Source organism: Aquimarina sp. RZ0 (genome assembly GCF_008370685.1).
In the GTDB taxonomy this organism is placed as follows: domain Bacteria; phylum Bacteroidota; class Bacteroidia; order Flavobacteriales; family Flavobacteriaceae; genus Aquimarina.
In genome coordinates this window covers 44,872-62,007 of the sequence record NZ_VTZU01000034.1, presented here as the reverse complement: position 1 = coordinate 62,007, position 17,136 = coordinate 44,872, and the positions used below count along the sequence as shown (strand labels likewise).

Annotated in this window: 14 protein-coding genes; 5 read left to right on the top strand and 9 right to left on the bottom strand. The window is 34.1% G+C overall.

Annotated elements, in window-relative coordinates; all coding sequences use genetic code 11:
• Positions 1-9: 9 nt before the first annotated feature.
• From egtB to F0000_RS14075, 7 genes are all read right to left on the bottom strand, one after another.
• Positions 10-1,176, bottom strand: coding sequence for an ergothioneine biosynthesis protein EgtB (gene egtB, locus F0000_RS14105; protein WP_149625386.1), 1,167 nt, complete (start codon positions 1,174-1,176; stop codon positions 10-12).
• A gap of 97 nt (positions 1,177-1,273) precedes the next feature.
• On the bottom strand, positions 1,274-1,705 hold the full coding sequence (locus F0000_RS14100; protein WP_149625365.1) for an energy transducer TonB: 432 nt from the start codon (positions 1,703-1,705) through the stop codon (positions 1,274-1,276).
• Positions 1,706-1,742: 37 nt separating this feature from the next.
• Complete coding sequence (locus tag F0000_RS14095) at positions 1,743-2,567, bottom strand: thymidylate synthase (RefSeq protein ID WP_149625364.1); 825 nt, start codon at positions 2,565-2,567, stop codon at positions 1,743-1,745.
• 162 nt (positions 2,568-2,729) lie between these two features.
• Positions 2,730-4,436, bottom strand: a complete 1,707-nt coding sequence (locus F0000_RS14090; RefSeq protein WP_149625363.1) for a NupC/NupG family nucleoside CNT transporter — start codon at positions 4,434-4,436, stop codon at positions 2,730-2,732.
• A gap of 50 nt (positions 4,437-4,486) precedes the next feature.
• Positions 4,487-5,104: a bifunctional nuclease family protein gene (locus tag F0000_RS14085; protein ID WP_149625362.1), complete on the bottom strand. Its 618-nt coding sequence runs from the start codon at positions 5,102-5,104 to the stop codon at positions 4,487-4,489.
• Between the two features lie 86 nt (positions 5,105-5,190).
• Positions 5,191-6,159 (bottom strand): electron transfer flavoprotein subunit alpha/FixB family protein, encoded by a 969-nt coding sequence (locus tag F0000_RS14080; RefSeq protein ID WP_149625361.1) that lies wholly within the window; start codon positions 6,157-6,159, stop codon positions 5,191-5,193.
• 54 nt (positions 6,160-6,213) lie between these two features.
• A complete protein-coding gene (locus F0000_RS14075; RefSeq protein ID WP_149625360.1) occupies positions 6,214-6,960 on the bottom strand; it encodes an electron transfer flavoprotein subunit beta/FixA family protein in 747 nt (248 codons plus the stop codon).
• Between the two features lie 163 nt (positions 6,961-7,123).
• On the opposite strand from F0000_RS14075, the gene F0000_RS14070 reads away from it, so the two are divergent.
• The 5 genes from F0000_RS14070 (at position 7,124) to F0000_RS14050 (ending at position 14,976) form a co-directional block, all read left to right on the top strand.
• The gene (locus F0000_RS14070; protein WP_149625359.1) at positions 7,124-8,101 is read left to right on the top strand and encodes a pyruvate dehydrogenase complex E1 component subunit beta; all 978 of its coding nucleotides are present in this window, start codon (positions 7,124-7,126) and stop codon (positions 8,099-8,101) included.
• 132 nt (positions 8,102-8,233) lie between these two features.
• Positions 8,234-10,729, top strand: a complete 2,496-nt coding sequence (locus tag F0000_RS14065) for a DUF5686 and carboxypeptidase-like regulatory domain-containing protein (RefSeq protein ID WP_149625358.1) — start codon at positions 8,234-8,236, stop codon at positions 10,727-10,729.
• A 222-nt stretch (positions 10,730-10,951) separates the two neighbouring features.
• Entirely contained in the window at positions 10,952-11,482 is a 531-nt protein-coding gene (locus tag F0000_RS14060) for an inorganic diphosphatase (protein ID WP_149625357.1), read from the top strand.
• 110 nt (positions 11,483-11,592) lie between these two features.
• A complete protein-coding gene (locus F0000_RS14055) occupies positions 11,593-13,893 on the top strand; it encodes a sodium-translocating pyrophosphatase (protein ID WP_255452755.1) in 2,301 nt (766 codons plus the stop codon).
• An 87-nt stretch (positions 13,894-13,980) separates the two neighbouring features.
• A complete protein-coding gene (locus F0000_RS14050; RefSeq protein ID WP_255452754.1) occupies positions 13,981-14,976 on the top strand; it encodes an App1 family protein in 996 nt (331 codons plus the stop codon).
• Positions 14,977-15,075: 99 nt separating this feature from the next.
• Here the strand turns inward: F0000_RS14050 and F0000_RS14045 are convergent, their stop codons facing one another.
• Both F0000_RS14045 and F0000_RS14040 read right to left on the bottom strand, forming a co-directional pair.
• Positions 15,076-15,681, bottom strand: coding sequence for a hypothetical protein (locus F0000_RS14045; protein WP_149625355.1), 606 nt, complete (start codon positions 15,679-15,681; stop codon positions 15,076-15,078).
• 634 nt (positions 15,682-16,315) lie between these two features.
• Positions 16,316-17,092: a LexA family transcriptional regulator gene (locus F0000_RS14040; protein WP_149625354.1), complete on the bottom strand. Its 777-nt coding sequence runs from the start codon at positions 17,090-17,092 to the stop codon at positions 16,316-16,318.
• Positions 17,093-17,136 lie beyond the last annotated feature (44 nt).

The following is a 17,136-nucleotide window of genomic DNA, read 5'->3' as shown; positions in this document are numbered from 1 at the left end:
GGAAAGAGATTATTTATTTTTTACTAATCGTAGCCCTGTAAATTGCCATCTGAGCTCCGGGTGAAAGAAATTACGATATGTTGATCTGGTATGGTTATTAGGTGTTGCTACGGATCCTCCTCTGAGTACTTTTTGATTTACCATAAATTTACCATTATATTCTCCAAGTGCTCCAGATGCTTTACTATAATTAGGATATGGAAGATAGGCACTTTCTGTCCATTCCCACCTTGATCCCCAATCAAAAAATTGCTGAGCTACCTCCCACTCAAATTCTGTTGGCAGACGTTCACCTTTCCATTGTGCATATGCATATGCTTCATAATATGATATATGGGTTACTGCGGTATTATCTGCAACAGGTAACAATCCTCTTAGTGTATATTGATGATATTGATCTTTTATATGATGCCAATACAAAGGCTTATTTATATGGTTAGCATTAATCCAATCCCAGGCTTCAGCATGCCAGAAAAGACTATTTTTATAACCGCCGTCATTAATAAATTCTATATATTCTTTATTTGTAACCAAAGCATTGGCAATTGCATATTCTGGCAAAAATACTTTATGAACCCCTAGTTCATTATCATAACAAAAATCATTTCCTTTATAGCCAATTTCGTATATTCCCTCCTTGATTGTTATATATTCTGAAACATTAACCACTTCTGGGCTTTCTGTAAATGTATCATTATACTTAGGCAACAAAGGATTATTACCAAGTATATATTTAATATCTGTAAGTAATAGCTCCTGATGTTGTTTTTCGTGATGAATTCCTATTTCTACCAATTGAAACATTTCCTGGTTTTCACTTTCTTCTAACAAAGACTGTAAATGAGTAGTAACATAATCTCTATAATCATATATTTCACTTACAGTTGGTCTGGATAAATTTCCTCTATCCGTCCTGACTACTCTTTTCCCCATACTCTCATAATAACTATTAAAAACGTAGGCAAAATCAGGATGAAAGCGAACATACTCTTTTATATATTTAACAAGAATAAATTCTTCAAAAAACCAGGTAGCATGACCTAAATGCCATTTGGGCGGAGAAACATCAACGATAGGTTGTATTACATAATCTTCGATCTCTAATGGAGCACAGATTTCTTCTGAGTGTGATCTGGTTTCTAAAAAAAGGGTAAGCAAATTATCTGTAATAATCATAAAAAAAGAATGTATTCGATTTACGAATACATTCAAATTTAACGATTTTTAATTTATTTTAACAAAAACGTAAAGTTAATCCAATGTTAAATATAAATTACTTCTGCTTCGGTTTTATAAAAGTAATCGGTACTTTGTATGCCACTGCTATAGGTTTATTCCCCCATTTAGCAGGAGTCATTTTAGGAATTGTTCTAATAATTCTTACCGCTTCTCTTTGTAAATATCTATGACCATCATTAACCTCTATCACCTCTACCTTACCCTTTTTATTGATTATAAAATCAACAGTAATTGTACCGCTTAATCCGTCTTTCTCTGCTAATTGAGGATATCTAAAATTACGAACTACATGGTTTCTTAAATTATTATCGAAGCACTTTATTGGGGTCTGCCTCGAGCGATCACATTTAGGCCAGACTGGTGTTATCCCTTTTTCGTTTGCATTCTGCTGAGACAGAATAATATTTTCTTGTGAAAAAGAAAAAGTAGTGATTAAAAATACAAAAATTAGTAATGTTTTTTTCATAGTGATTCGCGGGATTTAGGGGACAATAAGAAAAATATTAAATAGCCACTATACCTTTTATGTGTGGATGTGGATTATAATCTTCTAACACGAAATCATCAAAAACGAAGTCAAAAATATTTTTCACCTCCGGATTAATCTTAATTCTCGGTAAACTTCTTGGCGTTCTTGACAACTGCAATTCTAATTGTTCGAGATGGTTATTATATATATGCGCATCTCCAAAAGTATGTATAAAATCTCCTGCTTCGTAGCCACATACCTGAGCCATCATCATTGTCAGCAAAGCATACGAAGCTATATTAAACGGTACTCCCAGAAATATATCAGCACTTCTCTGATATAATTGACAAGACAATTTTCCATCTGCCACATAGAATTGAAAAAAAGCGTGACATGGAGGAAGAGCAGCCTTGCCATTAGCGACATTCTCTGAAAAAGACTTCGAAGTATCCGGCAATACACTAGGATTCCAAGCGGACACTAGCATTCTTCTACTATTGGGGTTACTCTTTAACGTATCTACAATTTCTTTAATCTGATCAATTTCATTATTGCCCCAATTACGCCACTGATGACCATATACCGGACCTAAATTACCATTATCATCAGCCCATTCATTCCAAATACGGACTCCGTTTTCTTGTAAATATTTTACATTAGTATCCCCATTGAGAAACCATAGTAATTCATAAACAATAGATTTAAGATGTAATTTCTTAGTAGTTACCATTGGGAAACCTTCACCAAGATCAAATCGCATCTGATAGCCAAAAACACTTTTTGTTCCTGTTCCTGTTCTATCACCTTTCTCATTACCGTTTTCAAGTACGTGCCGTACTAGATCAAGATATTGCTTCATATTCCCTGTAGTAACTTTTTATTGAGTATGTTAAAATTATAAAAATTTTTGTCAAATATACGAAAAATAGGATTTGAGAGATCGATTAATATCTGGATTATGAAATAGTTATAAAAAAGCATGCTAAATTATTTTTTTAACAAAAAAAGACTCTATTAATCATTATCCGATAATCATACCTGCAATTGTTGCAGATAATAAAGACGCAATTGTCCCTCCTATTAATGCTTTCATTCCGAATTCTGACAAGGTTTTTCTTTTTCCTGGTGCTAGAGATCCTATTCCCCCAATCTGAATACCAATAGATGCAAAATTAGCAAAACCACACAGCATATAAGTCGCCATAATAACCGATTTATTATACGTTAGATGAAGTGGATTTGCAGGATTCTTAAGATCTGCTAATTGGATATAACCAACAAATTCACTAGCTGCAAGCTTAATACCTAATAATTGTCCCATTAGCATTATATCTTCTTTTGCAACACCTATTAACCACATTAACGGAGCAAAAACAGTACCCAAAATAGATTCTAATGAAAAAGCATCATAAGGTGTATGTTTTTCGAGATATGAATTAAATCCTGTAAGTTGTCCAAATTTCCCAAAACCATAATTAATCATTGCAATAAAAGCGATGAACACCAGTAACATAGCACCAACATTTGCAGCCAACTTTAAGCCTTCTGTTGTACCATTTGCAATGGCATCAAGAATATTTGACCCTATTTTATCCGCAGAAACCTTCACATCTGTATCTATTGCCTCTTGTTGAGGATATAATAACTTTGAAATCACAATAGCTCCTGGCGCAGCCATTACAGATGCTGCTAATAAGTGTTTAGCAAATTCTAGTCTCAAAACAGGATCTTCTCCTCCAAGAAAACCGATATATGCTGCCAGTACACCTCCTGCAACTGTAGCCATTCCTCCTATCATCACCAGTAAAATTTCGGAACGGGTCATTCTTTCCAGGTATGCCTTAATCATTAAAGGCGCTTCTGTTTGTCCTAAAAATATATTTCCGGCAACACTTAAACTCTCTGCTCCAGAAATTCCCATAAGTTTTGTCAACACCCAAGCCATCCCTTTAACTACTATCTGAATAACACCCAAATAGAATAATACTGAGGTCAAGGCCGAAAAGAAAATAATGGTCGGTAATACCTGAAATAAAAAAATAAATCCAAAACTCTCCACATCCATCATTCCTCCCAATAAAAACTCACTTCCTGCTCTGGTGAAATCGAGAATTTTCACAAACATCTGTCCCACTACCTCAAAAACTTTCTGAACAAAACCAACTTTTAACACTCCAAAAGCTAATAATAACTGTGCTCCTAATCCAACTCCAACGGTTTTCCAGTTAATAGCTTTTCGATTACTACTGAACAAAAAGGCAATGATAAGAAGTACTACCATCCCTAAAACACCTCTCCATAGGCTTGTGAATGAAAACCCTTGATTAGGTATTAATCCCGAAGCATTAATCTCTTCTTCTATAACTGGAGTCACTGCCGCCTCTTTTTTTTCGGAAATAAAGAAATAAGAACGATCTTTTTTGGATAAAACCAAAGTAGAATCGGTTTTACTATTAATCTTAAACTTAATGATAGAGTCTTCCTTTATATCTGGAAAAAAAAGTAACACATTGTTTTGTGCCACATAGTCTCCTTTGAGAGATTCTAATTGGTTACGGAATAAAAAGGTTCCTTTATTTAATTGAAGATAATCATCATTAGCTATCTCAAAAAGTTTCTCAGAAGAATCTTTTACGCGTTCTAAAACCCACTTTTTCTCAATTGATTGAGACAAAACTTTGGCAAACACAAATAGTAAAAACAGAGAAAACAGTAGCCCTTTTTTCATAAATATGGAAATATTATTTATACTTTCTATGGTTATAGTAAGTTAGGGAACTATCCTCGTTTAGAAATTTCATCTCTAATTCTTGCAGCAAGCTCGTAATCTTCATTATTAACAGCTTGTTCTAACATACGTCCTAGTTCATCTATAGATAAATCCTGATAACTAGTTTCTTTTCCCACCATTTCTACTTCATCAGAAATCAATTCATCTACCAATAAACTTTCAGGAGCGTTGTCATCATCTTTTTTAGGATTTACTTTAAGATAAATACCTGCTTGATCTAAAATGTTTTTATAAGTAAATATAGGTGCCTGAAATCTTAGTGCCAAAGCAATAGCATCACTCGTTCTGGCATCTATTATTTCTTCAATCTTATCGCGCTCGCAGATAATACTAGAATAAAAAACGCCATCTACCAGCTTGTGAATAATCACTTGTTTCACAACAATATCGAATCTATCTGCAAAATTTTTAAACAGATCGTGTGTTAGTGGTCGTGGAGGTTTTATTTCTTTTTCTAAAGCAATAGCAATTGATTGTGCTTCAAAAGCGCCGATAACGATGGGGAGTTTTCTCTCCCCCTCCATCTCACTCAAAATCAATGCATACGCTCCATTTTGCGTTTGACTGTAAGATATCCCTTTAATGTTCAAGCGAACTAAACTCATAGTAGTATTCAATAAAAAAGGCTGTTTGAACAAATGGACTTTTACCTGAGTTCAAACAGCCCTTTATTGGGCACAATTTATGAAAATTATGCGTTATTAGCCTTAAATTCCTTTAATTTTTCGATTAGTTGCGGCACCACCTCAAAGGCATCTCCTACAATTCCGTAATCAGCAGCTTTAAAGAACGGTGCTTCCGGGTCATTATTAATAACCACTTTTACTTTACTGGAATTGATCCCTGCAAGGTGTTGAATTGCTCCAGAAATCCCTACAGCAATATACAAATTAGAAGCAACAGGCTTTCCTGTTTGTCCTACGTGCTCACTATGAGGCCTCCATCCCATATCACTAACAGGCTTAGAACAGGCTGTTGCCGCCCCAAGTACTTCTGCAAGATCTTCTATCATAGACCAATTCTCTGGCCCTTTAAGACCACGACCTCCTGATACCACCACTTCGGCATCAGCAATAGAAACTTTATCTGTTGCTTTATCTACAGAGACTACCTCTACCGCAAAATCATCTTCTGATAATGATGGCTCAAAACTTTCTGCCGTAGCTGATCCAGATACTTCTCTAAGCCCAAAAGCGTTATTAGATAACCCTATAACTTTTATATCTGTAGAAATTTCTGTGATACTAAATGCTTTATTAGTAAAAGCTGTTCTCTTTACTGCAAAAGGAGAAGTACTTTCTGGCAGAGCCACCACATTAGAAGCATATCCAGCAGTAAGATATACTGCTAATATAGAAGCTAAGAATTTACTATCAGCACTAGAACTAATTACTACTACTTTTGCATCTTCTTTTTCTGCAGCTTGTTTTATCGAATCTGCATATGCTTTTGCATTAAAGGCAGAAAGCTTATCATTTTTAATTTCTAACACTTTATCTACACCATAATCTCCTAGTTCATTACTATTATCCGCATTTATACTAACAGCAGTAACGGTTGTTCCAAGCATATTAGCAACTTCTTTTGCATAAGATGCTACTTCAAAAGCAGCTTTCTTAAATTTACCTGATTCACTTTCTGTGTATACTAAAACTGACATATATACTATTTTTTTTGTATTGAACCTATTCTAAATAGGCATTCATTTATATTATTATATTGCTTTAGCTTCGTTATGTAATAACGTAACTAACTCACCTACATTATCAGGAGAAACCAAGGTTACTTCTCCTTTTGGAGCAGGTTTTTCAAATTTAATTGTTTTAGTTCCCTGATCAGATTCGATGGGTTCTATCACATTAAGCGGTTTCTTACGTGCCATCATAATACCTCTCATATTAGGAATGCGGAGATCACTTTCTTCTACCAGTCCTTTTTGACCACCTATAATTAAGGGTAATTTTGCCGTTGACGTTTCTTTCCCTCCATCAATTTCTCGAATCGCTGTCGCAGTATCCCCCGCTACTTCCAGACCTATACACGTATTTATAAAACTTGCTCCGGTAAGTGCTGCCAGCATTCCAGGCACCATCCCTCCATTATAATCAATAGATTCTCTTCCCGCAATGACAAGATCATAACTTCCGTCCTGTACAACTTTTGCTAATTGTTTAGCTACATAAAAACCATCTGTAGCCTCCGTATTTATTCTAATAGCAGTATCTGCTCCAATTGCCAGGGCTTTACGTAAGGTAGCCTCAGTTTCTGCTCCACCAACATTTACAACATCTACAGAGGCTCCCTGTTTCTCTTTAAACCACATAGCGCGGGTTAAACCAAACTCATCATTAGGATTTATAACAAACTGTACTCCATTAGTATCAAACTTGGTATCACTTTCTGTAAAATTAATTTTAGAAGTTGTGTCTGGTACATGGCTTATACAAACTAATATCTTCATTTTATATAGGTATTTTTTGAGAATTTAACAATAAAAGCGAAAGTACAAATAAAATGTCGAATTTACTATGCATGCATAGTAAATTTTTCAATATTCCATGATTGGCAAAGGGTATTAATTGCTATTTTTGCCATTCTTGTAGCACAAAAATAATTATTTATAAATGAAAACGATACAATTCAGAGAAGCAATTTGCGAAGCAATGAGCGAAGAAATGCGCCGTGACGAATCCATTTATTTAATGGGTGAAGAAGTGGCAGAATACAATGGAGCTTACAAAGCTAGTAAAGGAATGCTTGACGAGTTTGGCTCTGACAGAGTTATCGATACTCCTATTTCTGAGTTAGGGTTTGCAGGTATTGGTGTAGGTAGTGCCATGAATGGCAATCGCCCAATCATAGAATTTATGACATTTAATTTCTCACTTGTAGGTATAGATCAAATTATAAATAACGCTGCAAAAATGCGTCAGATGAGTGGTGGTCAGTTTAATATACCTATTGTTTTTAGAGGACCTACTGCCTCTGCAGGACAACTGGGGGCAACACACTCACAGGCTTTTGAGAACTGGTTTGCCAATACACCTGGGCTTAAAGTAGTTATTCCATCAAACCCAAAAGATGCAAAAGGTCTTTTAAAATCAGCTATTCGTGATAACGATCCTGTTATTTTTATGGAGAGCGAGCAAATGTATGGAGATAAAGGAGAAGTTCCTGAAGGAGAATTTACAATCCCTCTTGGAGTTGCCGAGATTAAAAGAGAAGGTAGTGATGTAACTGTAGTTTCTTTTGGAAAAATCATCAAAGAAGCATACAAAGCTGCTGATGCGCTTGCAAAAGAAAATATATCTTGTGAAATAATAGATTTAAGAACGGTACGACCTCTTGATCTGGATGCTATCTTTACTTCTGTAAAGAAAACCAACAGATTAGTAATTCTAGAAGAAGCTTGGCCTCTTGCGAATATTGCTTCAGAAATCACATATCAGGTTCAATCCAATATGTTTGATTATCTGGATGCTCCAATTATAAAAATTAATACTGCAGACACTCCAACACCATATTCTCCTGTTTTATTAGAACAATGGTTACCAAACAGTGAAGATGTTGTTAAAGCTGTCAAAAAAGTAATGTATAAATAACAAGAACCCCTTTACTTTGTATACTATTACATAATTTCTGTGCTTATTTTATTTTTTCCTAAAATTGGCTCGAAAATTGCAAGGATGAACTGAGCTTTACATCATTATTATTACTTTATTTAAAAATATTAGATGAGATATTGGGTTTTAGGGGTTTTATGCATTGCTTTTAGCAGTTCTTTTCTTTTTGCACAAACAAAGGTTAGCGGTTATGTATATGATAGTTATAAACAACCTATTCCATTTGCGAATATTGTTTATGTTAATTCTACTATAGGAACAATTACTGATGAAAACGGTAAGTTCTATATGGAATCTGATGATAATTATAGTAGTATCAAAGTCTCTTTTATTGGGTTTGAAAACAAGACTATCAAACTTAATCAGCGAACTACCTATAATATGGAGGTTATTTTGGAAGAAGAAGCCGCTTCTTTGGATGAAGTTGTTATTTATAAAGGAAAAACTTCTAAAAAAAATAATCCTGCCATAGATATTCTAAGAAAGATTTGGGAAAATCGAAGAGAAAATGGTGTTAAAAAATTCAAGCAATATAATTACGACAAGTACGAAAAACTAGAATTTGACCTTAATACTATAGACAGTGCTCTGGTAAATAGCAAAATTTTCAATGGAATGGAGTTTATATTTGAAGATATAGACACCTCCAGGATCACAGGAAAAACCTATTTACCAATATTTCTTAACGAGGCTATTTCTAAAGTGTACGGAGATAATGAGCTTAATGAACTCAAAGAAGTTTTAAAAGGAAATAAAAATGCAGGATTCAGTGATAATCAAACGCTAATTGCGTTTGTAAAAGATTTATATTCTGATTATGATATATATGACAATTACCTAAAGTTTTTTGACAAAAGTTTTACCAGCCCCTTATCCAGAACTGGTATTAATGTGTATAATTATGTATTATCTGATAGTGCATACATCGGAAACAAATGGTGTTATAATATTATCTACTATCCCAGACGAAAAAATGAATTAACATTTAAAGGCGATTTTTGGGTAAATGATTCTACCTGGGCTATCAAAGAAATCAATCTGGAAGTTACCAAAAGTGCGAATATCAACTGGGTAAAAGATTTGTATATCGAACAAGAGTTTGATGTCCTGAATGATTCCATATTTTTGATCACCAAAGATTATTTCCAATCTGATTTCTCTTTTAATAAAAAAGAAAAATCAAGAGGAGTTTATGGAAAAAGAACCACTTTATACGACAATTACAAATTTGACCAAAAGAAAGACAGAAAGTTTTATCAAAGTCAGGTAGACCCGTATAATCAGGATATTTATAATAGAGAAGATGCATTTTGGTCGAATGCCAGAATGGAAAAATTAAACAAAGATGAACAAAAGGTATATAAACTTCTTGACACACTCAAAACTGTAAAAGCCTTCAAACGTTTATATAATATAGGTACAATATTAGCTACTGGATATGTCGAGTTTAATGGATGGGATTTTGGCCCTCTTTTTTCTACTATTGGATATAACTCAATTGAAGGATTTAGACTTAGAGCTGGAGGTAGAACTTATTTTACCGCCAATGATCGATGGAGGATAGAAGGATATGGAGCCTATGGATTTAATGACAATAAATTCAAATATGGAATTTCTGGAAAATATTTGGTGGATCGCAAATCAAGATTGATAGTATCAGCCGGGAATAGACGTGATGTAGAACAACTAGGAGCCAGCCTTACGAATACTAATGATGTAGAAGGTAGAAGTCTTGCCTCTTCTTCTATTGTATCTACCGGTGATAACACTAGGCTAACTTCTATAAATCTATCTGCATTTTCTATGCAAATAGAACCAAGAAAGAACTTTACAATAGGAGTAACAGGCTCTTTTAGAACCTTGAAACCTGCGGATAGTAATTTATTTAGTTTAGACTTTATTGATCCTGATACAGGCGTTCAGAAATCAGAAATTAAACAGGCAGAAATATCAACTACGCTTGCCTATTATCCTAGACGAAAGACAACGGGTTATGGTGTAGATAGAATCACAGTAAATGATGGTGATTTTGCTCAATTATTCCTTAATTATTCAGCTGGTCTTGACCATATTCTAGAAAGTGATTTTGAATATCAAAAAGTTCAATTTTTTTATAGACAACCCTGGAATATTGGAGGATTTGGAGTCTTAAATAGTTCCCTGGAATTGGGAAAAACATTTGGTGAAGTTCCTTTAGGCTTATTAAGTGTGGTACCAGGTAATCAAACATACCTATCTATTCAAAATACGTTTCCCTTATTAAATTTTTATGAATTTGTAACAGATACATATGCGGCCTTACATATGGAACATAATTTCAATGGTAGAATATTTTCTAGAATTCCATTGTTGAGAAAACTAAATCTTAGAGAATTAGTAGGCATTAGAGGTGTCTGGGGTGAGTTATCAGAAGAAAATTTACTCCTTAGTGAACCCTCGAATGAAATACTTATCGCTCCGGATGATGAGGTATACTGGGAATATAGTGTAGGTGTAGGAAATATATTTAAAATCTTTAGAATCGATTTTCATTTTAGAGGAAATTACTTTGACAACCCTGATGCTCGTAAGTTTGGGGTTACCGGGTCTTTTGGATTTTATTTCTAAGAATCGTTTATAAGATCGTATCTGATAGCCAAAACAACAAGGCTAAAAAATGATCATTACTTATAAGATTATATTAATCTTCATTCCACATTGTTTTATTGAAAAACATTCTTGGTTAACTTATCCTTAATCTTTTATAAAAACATAATAATTCTTGGTTCTAAATTTTAACTCCCCCCTTGTAATACTTATATTTGCCGCCTATAAAAACAAGAATAAAATATGAGCGCATCAACTCGCGAAAGTTTCGATGTACTAATCGAAATACCGAAAGGAAGTCGTAATAAATATGAATATGATTTTGACATAAAAAAGATCAGATACGATCGTATGATTTTTTCATCAATGATGTATCCGGCAGACTATGGATTTATTCCTGAAACCCTTGCATTAGACGGAGATCCTCTTGATGTTTTGGTATTAGTTACAGAACCCACATTTCCTGGCTGTGTTATGGAGGTAAAGCCTATTGGTGTTTTTCATATGACTGATGAAAAAGGTCCTGACGAAAAAATCATATGTGTTCCTATTTCGGATCCAATTGCAAATAAAATAGCAGATCTTAAGGAATTGAATCCACATTTGATTGCAGAAATAGAACACTTTTTTAAAGTGTACAAGGATTTAGAAAAGAAAAAAGTAGCTGTAGGTGGATGGGGTAATATTGAAGAAGCAAGAGAAATTATAAAAACGAGTGTTAAACGTTTTGAAGATATCGAAAACAAACCGGAAGGACTTTTTAGTATATACTAAATAATTAGCCTAAAACCTACAAAAGCGCAGTATTTTTAAGTAAGTATTGCGCTTTTTATATTTGATGAATTTTACTACATTTAAAAACTGATTAACTAAAAATTCACTTAATGGAATCAAATATGATTTATATGCCAATTGTTTTGGCATTACTAGGGCTAATTTATATGCTAGTTAAAAAATCTTGGGTAATGAAACAGGATCCAGGGGATGGTAAAATGAAAGAAATTTCAGATCATATTTATGAAGGAGCCCTAGCTTTTTTAAGCGCAGAGTATAAGTTACTTGCCATATTTGTAGTCATCGTAAGTGTCTTATTATTTATCGTTTCTATTGTAGTAGATACCACGCATTGGTTGATTGTAGTTGCCTTTGTCTTTGGTGCTGTATTCTCTGCATATGCAGGAAACATAGGAATGAAAATTGCAACAAAAACAAATGTTAGAACTACACAGGCAGCTCGTACTAGTTTGCCAAATGCGCTTAAAATATCTTTTGGAGGCGGCACTGTAATGGGGCTTGGAGTTGCAGGATTAGCTGTCTTAGGTTTAACAGCTTTTTTTATCATTTTTTATAACTTCTTTATGGGAGGTGAATGGGTTTCTACAGAAAAGATGACTATTGTACTGGAAACCCTAGCCGGGTTTTCTTTGGGTGCAGAATCTATTGCTTTATTCGCCCGTGTAGGTGGTGGTATTTATACTAAAGCTGCAGACGTAGGTGCTGACCTTGTAGGTAAGGTAGAAGCAGGTATCCCTGAAGATGACCCTCGTAACCCAGCTACTATTGCGGATAATGTAGGTGATAATGTAGGTGATGTTGCTGGTATGGGAGCCGATTTATTTGGATCTTATGTAGCCACAGTACTTGCAGCTATGGTATTGGGAAATTACGTAATCAAGGATATGGGAGGTACTATTACCGATGCTTTTGGAGGTATCGGACCTATTCTATTACCCATGGCAATAGCAGGTGTGGGCATTATCATTTCTATAATAGGTACAATGCTGGTCAAAATCAAAAGTAATGAAGCAAAAGAAGCTCAGGTAATGGGAGCTCTAAATGTCGGAAACTGGACATCCATCATTCTGGTAGCGGTTGGGTGTTTTGCCTTATGTAAATGGATGCTTCCGGGAACAATGAAAATGGAATTCTTTGGTGAAGGCTTACTAGAAATTTCTTCAATGAGAGTTTTTTATGCTACTTTGGTAGGCTTACTCGTAGGAGCAGTTATCTCATCTGTTACAGAATACTACACAGGCTTAGGAAAATCACCAATTCTCAAAATTGTTCAACAATCCAGTACAGGTGCCGGAACCAATATTATCGCAGGACTAGCAACCGGGATGATCTCTACCTTTCCTTCTGTTTTATTATTTGCAGGAGCCATTTGGGCATCCTATGCTTTTGCAGGGTTTTATGGAGTTGCACTAGCCGCTTCTGCCATGATGGCTACTACTGCAATGCAACTAGCAATAGATGCTTTTGGACCGATCTCAGACAACGCGGGTGGTATTGCAGAAATGAGCGAGCAAGAACCTATTGTAAGGGAACGTACTGATATTTTGGACTCTGTAGGCAATACAACTGCTGCCACAGGAAAAGGTTTTGCAATTGCTTCTGCTGCATTGACATCACTAGCACTATTTGCTGCTTATGTAACTTTTACTGGAATCAATGGTATTAATATTTTTAAAGCCCCTGTTTTAGCTATGCTATTCGTAGGAGGTATGATACCCGTCGTATTCTCTGCTTTAGCAATGAATGCTGTAGGTAAAGCTGCTATGGAAATGGTACAGGAAGTACGCCGTCAGTTTAGAGATATTCCAGGGATTATGGAAGGTACAGGAAAACCTGAATATGATAAATGTGTTGCTATTTCAACCAAGGCTTCTCTAAAAGAAATGATGCTCCCAGGTCTATTAACTATTGGATTTCCATTAGTAATCGCTTTTATTCCCTTATTATTCGGAATGGAAAAATTAGCAATTGCCGAAATGCTTGGAGGATATATGGCCGGAGTAACTGTAAGTGGTGTATTATGGGCCATTTTTCAAAACAATGCTGGCGGTGCCTGGGATAATGCCAAAAAGTCATTTGAAGCAGGTGTAGAAATTAACGGAGAAATGACTTATAAAGGCTCTGAAGCTCACAAAGCAGCTGTTACTGGAGATACTGTTGGTGATCCTTTTAAAGATACTTCTGGTCCATCTATGAATATTTTAATTAAACTCACCTGTCTTATAGGACTTGTTATTGCGCCTATATTAGGAGGGCATACTTCAGAAACTGCAGTTGCAACAACTCAAAACAAAGAAAATACTATTTTTAAACCACAGAAACCCTTAAGTAATAAAAGTTTAAAAAGAATGAAAAAAAATACGATGTCAGAAGAAATTATCGCACAATAAAAATGATCGATTATTAACCTATGAAATTTCAAACAAAAAACCTCGCTCGTATGCGAGGTTTTTTATCTTTATAGATTATCACTAATTATGTTTAAAAAAAAATCCTTACGAATCAACTCTTATTTAGGGTATGGCACCAATACGAGATTACGTGCTATAGGCAGAGCATTAAAAGATGAGAATATAGATTTTAGTGGAAATACCGGAACACTAAAAACTTTACATAATATTTATAAACAATTTGAAAGTGATGAAATCCCCAATGAGGAAATTACACTACATCTTCCTGAAGGAAAATCATTTACCACAAAAACAGATACTGAAGGCTACTATTTCTTCGATAAAAAAACAACAATAGAGAGCCACCTAATTGATGATAAAGGATGGGTACATTATACGATTTCCTACAAAAACATATTTAAAAAAAATATCACTAACTCTAATGCTTTTTCAGGAAAAATGTTAGTCCCGTCTCAAGAGGCTAGTTATGGAATTATAAGCGATATTGACGACACTATCCTACATACCGGAGTTGCTTCATTATTCAAATGGAGAGTCATCGCTAATACTTTTTTCAAAAATTTTGACAGAAGGTTACCTCTGGAAGGAACTGTAAAGTTTTATAAAAAACTACAATCTGGAAAAAATAAACACGCTTCAAATCCTGTATTTTATGTAAGTAATAGTCCCTGGAATTTATATGATTATCTCAATGCCTTTCTTTGCAAACATGGTTTTCCAGAAGGTCCAATTCTTCTCAGGGATTTCAGAACTCCTTTTGATAAAACTCCAAAACCTAAATCCCCACATAAGCAATCCGAGATTTTAAATCTATTGCAATTATATCCAAAACTAAAATTTGTATTAATCGGTGATAGCGGAGAAAAAGATGCAGATATCTATACAAAAATTGCAAAAGACCATCCAAATAGGATTTTAGCTATTTACTTAAGAAGTGTTAATCACAAAAGGAAAGAAAAACGTATCCAAAAAATAATTAGTTCATTTAAGTCTACTCCAATTCTATTGGTTAGAACAACAATAGAAGCCGAAGAACATGCCAGAAAGTTTGATATTCTCTAAAAAACCTTATGGAATCTATCCCCTGTAAATCTAAAAAGTATCACTCAAAAAATCGAAATCCTCTAAGTGATACTTGTTCAAATCATAAACAAAATTTTATTAAAATTGATAAGAAACTCCTAGATTAAGAACACCTCTATACCCGAAACCTGCTTCTGCATAGCCAGATAGTGCTTTACCAACCCGAACTCCAATTCCTGTTATTTGAAAATTAAAATGATTAGAATTCATTGATTCATTACTGAAATTAGCATCTGTTGCTCTAAAATCTTCATTTCTTATAGTATATCCTATTCCTAAACCGGAATACATTTTAAAAATATCCTTGGAGATATAATGATAATCTGATTCTAAAGCTATTGTATAATATTCTTCTTCAAAATCTCCAATTTTTGATCTTCCGGTTATCACATCTCCATCTGAATTTTGATACGTAAAAGCAACTCCCAACAGTAGGTTATTTGCGATTGCCCGTTTATAACTAATAAATACTGCTCCATAACTATTCTTTTCTAAAAATGTAGAATTCCCTAATGTCAGTGTATAAATGACTGCCTCAGATGTTATATTTATTATATCATTAGTTGTAGCTATTCCATACCCAATTTTCAATTCATTAGTTCCTTTAGCTGTTTGCGCCCACATACAATTCATTGAGCATACAAATAATATTAACAGACTAGTAATGATCGTGTATTTTTTCATTTTTAAAATTTAATTTTTATTATATTTAATTATCATTTTTTTGACCAACGTATAAAATCAATTACACTATCCTAAAACAATTTAATAAGAAATAACCCTACCATTTTTTTTTGAAAAAACTAAGACGTTACCAAAAAAACCTCGATGAAGACTAGATATTTATATAGAATACAATACAAACTTAGTAACCGCAAATAAGTATACCAATTACTGTGTAATCTTGACGATTGGTTGATGAAGAAATTCTAAAAAAAAGAATACTTTTCTTTTAGAGCTTGACAACTGAGATAACTAAAAAAATTATACCTGGACTCAACTCTCGACCGCAAGTTGTATTGGCGTAGAATCTGCAGAACTCAGAAATGGACAATCACATATTCCCTTAAATCTGCATGCTTTTTACAATTATAAAATGCGTGTAAAGATTAATATAACCAGTTGTTCATTTAGAAATAATTATATCAAAAAAAAGCGTCAATTAGAGTGTTTTATCTAAATGAAGTGAAGACAAAATGTGTCGAGAATAGCTTTTTTGGACTCAAATTCTACTCTCAATACACTTCTACTAAAGTCGAAGCAAGTGAACTGACGAATCTTATATCCAAAATGTCTAAATACACAACGGGTTAATATATCATACATTTACATCTTTTAAACTTCTGACCTCTGATGTAAGCGCTATCATAGCATCTTGCAATTGTTTGATACTTGCCGAATCAGAATTGGCATCAATATTAAAACTCAATTTACTATTTACTTCCCAAAGCTCGACAATCTGATGAATCTGAATGCTATATGGTAAAAATTCAGCGTTTAATGAAACTAATGAAACTGCTGTAGGATCTTCAATCTTCCTGATCTTTTTAACCACAACACTATCATGAAGCACGATTACATAAATTGCATTACCAGAAAGTTCGGATAAATTATTAACCGCTTTCCCAATAACCCATTCTTTGGGTTCCAAAACAGGCAACATACTTTCTCCTTCTACCTGAAAACCACGATATGTAGCATTACGATACTCTGGTAATGGGATATCAAATGCAGGTAATTGCTGATACCAGCCAACATCTTGGATATTATGCGGGTATCCCGCAGCTGCTTTCACATTTACCAAAACAATATTTTCATTATTCTGAGAATCTACAGTAATAACTTTTGGAGCCACATCTCCCTGATCCAATTGTATTTTCTTTTGATTACTTTCTCCAAACAGCCATAGAGGATTCACACCAAATTCCTGAAGCAATCTCGAGACTACCTTTCCAGAAATTTTAGTTTTTCCCCTTTCAATATCCGCTGTAGAATTTTTTATTTGTAAAATCCTAGCAAAATCAGATTGTGTAAAATGATTTTCCTCGCGAACTTGTTTAAAACGCTGAATGGTTTGGTTAGCTAAATTATCCATACAACAACTTACTATTTATTTATTTCCACTTTAAATGATTTGGG

Coding starts and splice junctions, on each gene's coding strand:
- egtB (WP_149625386.1), bottom strand. CDS start 1,176: ATGATTATTACAGATAATTTGCTTACCCTTTTTTTAGAAACCAGATCA.
- F0000_RS14100 (WP_149625365.1), bottom strand. CDS start 1,705: ATGAAAAAAACATTACTAATTTTTGTATTTTTAATCACTACTTTTTCT.
- F0000_RS14095 (WP_149625364.1), bottom strand. CDS start 2,567: ATGAAGCAATATCTTGATCTAGTACGGCACGTACTTGAAAACGGTAAT.
- F0000_RS14090 (WP_149625363.1), bottom strand. CDS start 4,436: ATGAAAAAAGGGCTACTGTTTTCTCTGTTTTTACTATTTGTGTTTGCC.
- F0000_RS14085 (WP_149625362.1), bottom strand. CDS start 5,104: ATGAGTTTAGTTCGCTTGAACATTAAAGGGATATCTTACAGTCAAACG.
- F0000_RS14080 (WP_149625361.1), bottom strand. CDS start 6,159: ATGTCAGTTTTAGTATACACAGAAAGTGAATCAGGTAAATTTAAGAAA.
- F0000_RS14075 (WP_149625360.1), bottom strand. CDS start 6,960: ATGAAGATATTAGTTTGTATAAGCCATGTACCAGACACAACTTCTAAA.
- F0000_RS14070 (WP_149625359.1), top strand. CDS start 7,124: ATGAAAACGATACAATTCAGAGAAGCAATTTGCGAAGCAATGAGCGAA.
- F0000_RS14065 (WP_149625358.1), top strand. CDS start 8,234: ATGAGATATTGGGTTTTAGGGGTTTTATGCATTGCTTTTAGCAGTTCT.
- F0000_RS14060 (WP_149625357.1), top strand. CDS start 10,952: ATGAGCGCATCAACTCGCGAAAGTTTCGATGTACTAATCGAAATACCG.
- F0000_RS14055 (WP_255452755.1), top strand. CDS start 11,593: ATGGAATCAAATATGATTTATATGCCAATTGTTTTGGCATTACTAGGG.
- F0000_RS14050 (WP_255452754.1), top strand. CDS start 13,981: ATGTTTAAAAAAAAATCCTTACGAATCAACTCTTATTTAGGGTATGGC.
- F0000_RS14045 (WP_149625355.1), bottom strand. CDS start 15,681: ATGAAAAAATACACGATCATTACTAGTCTGTTAATATTATTTGTATGC.
- F0000_RS14040 (WP_149625354.1), bottom strand. CDS start 17,092: ATGGATAATTTAGCTAACCAAACCATTCAGCGTTTTAAACAAGTTCGC.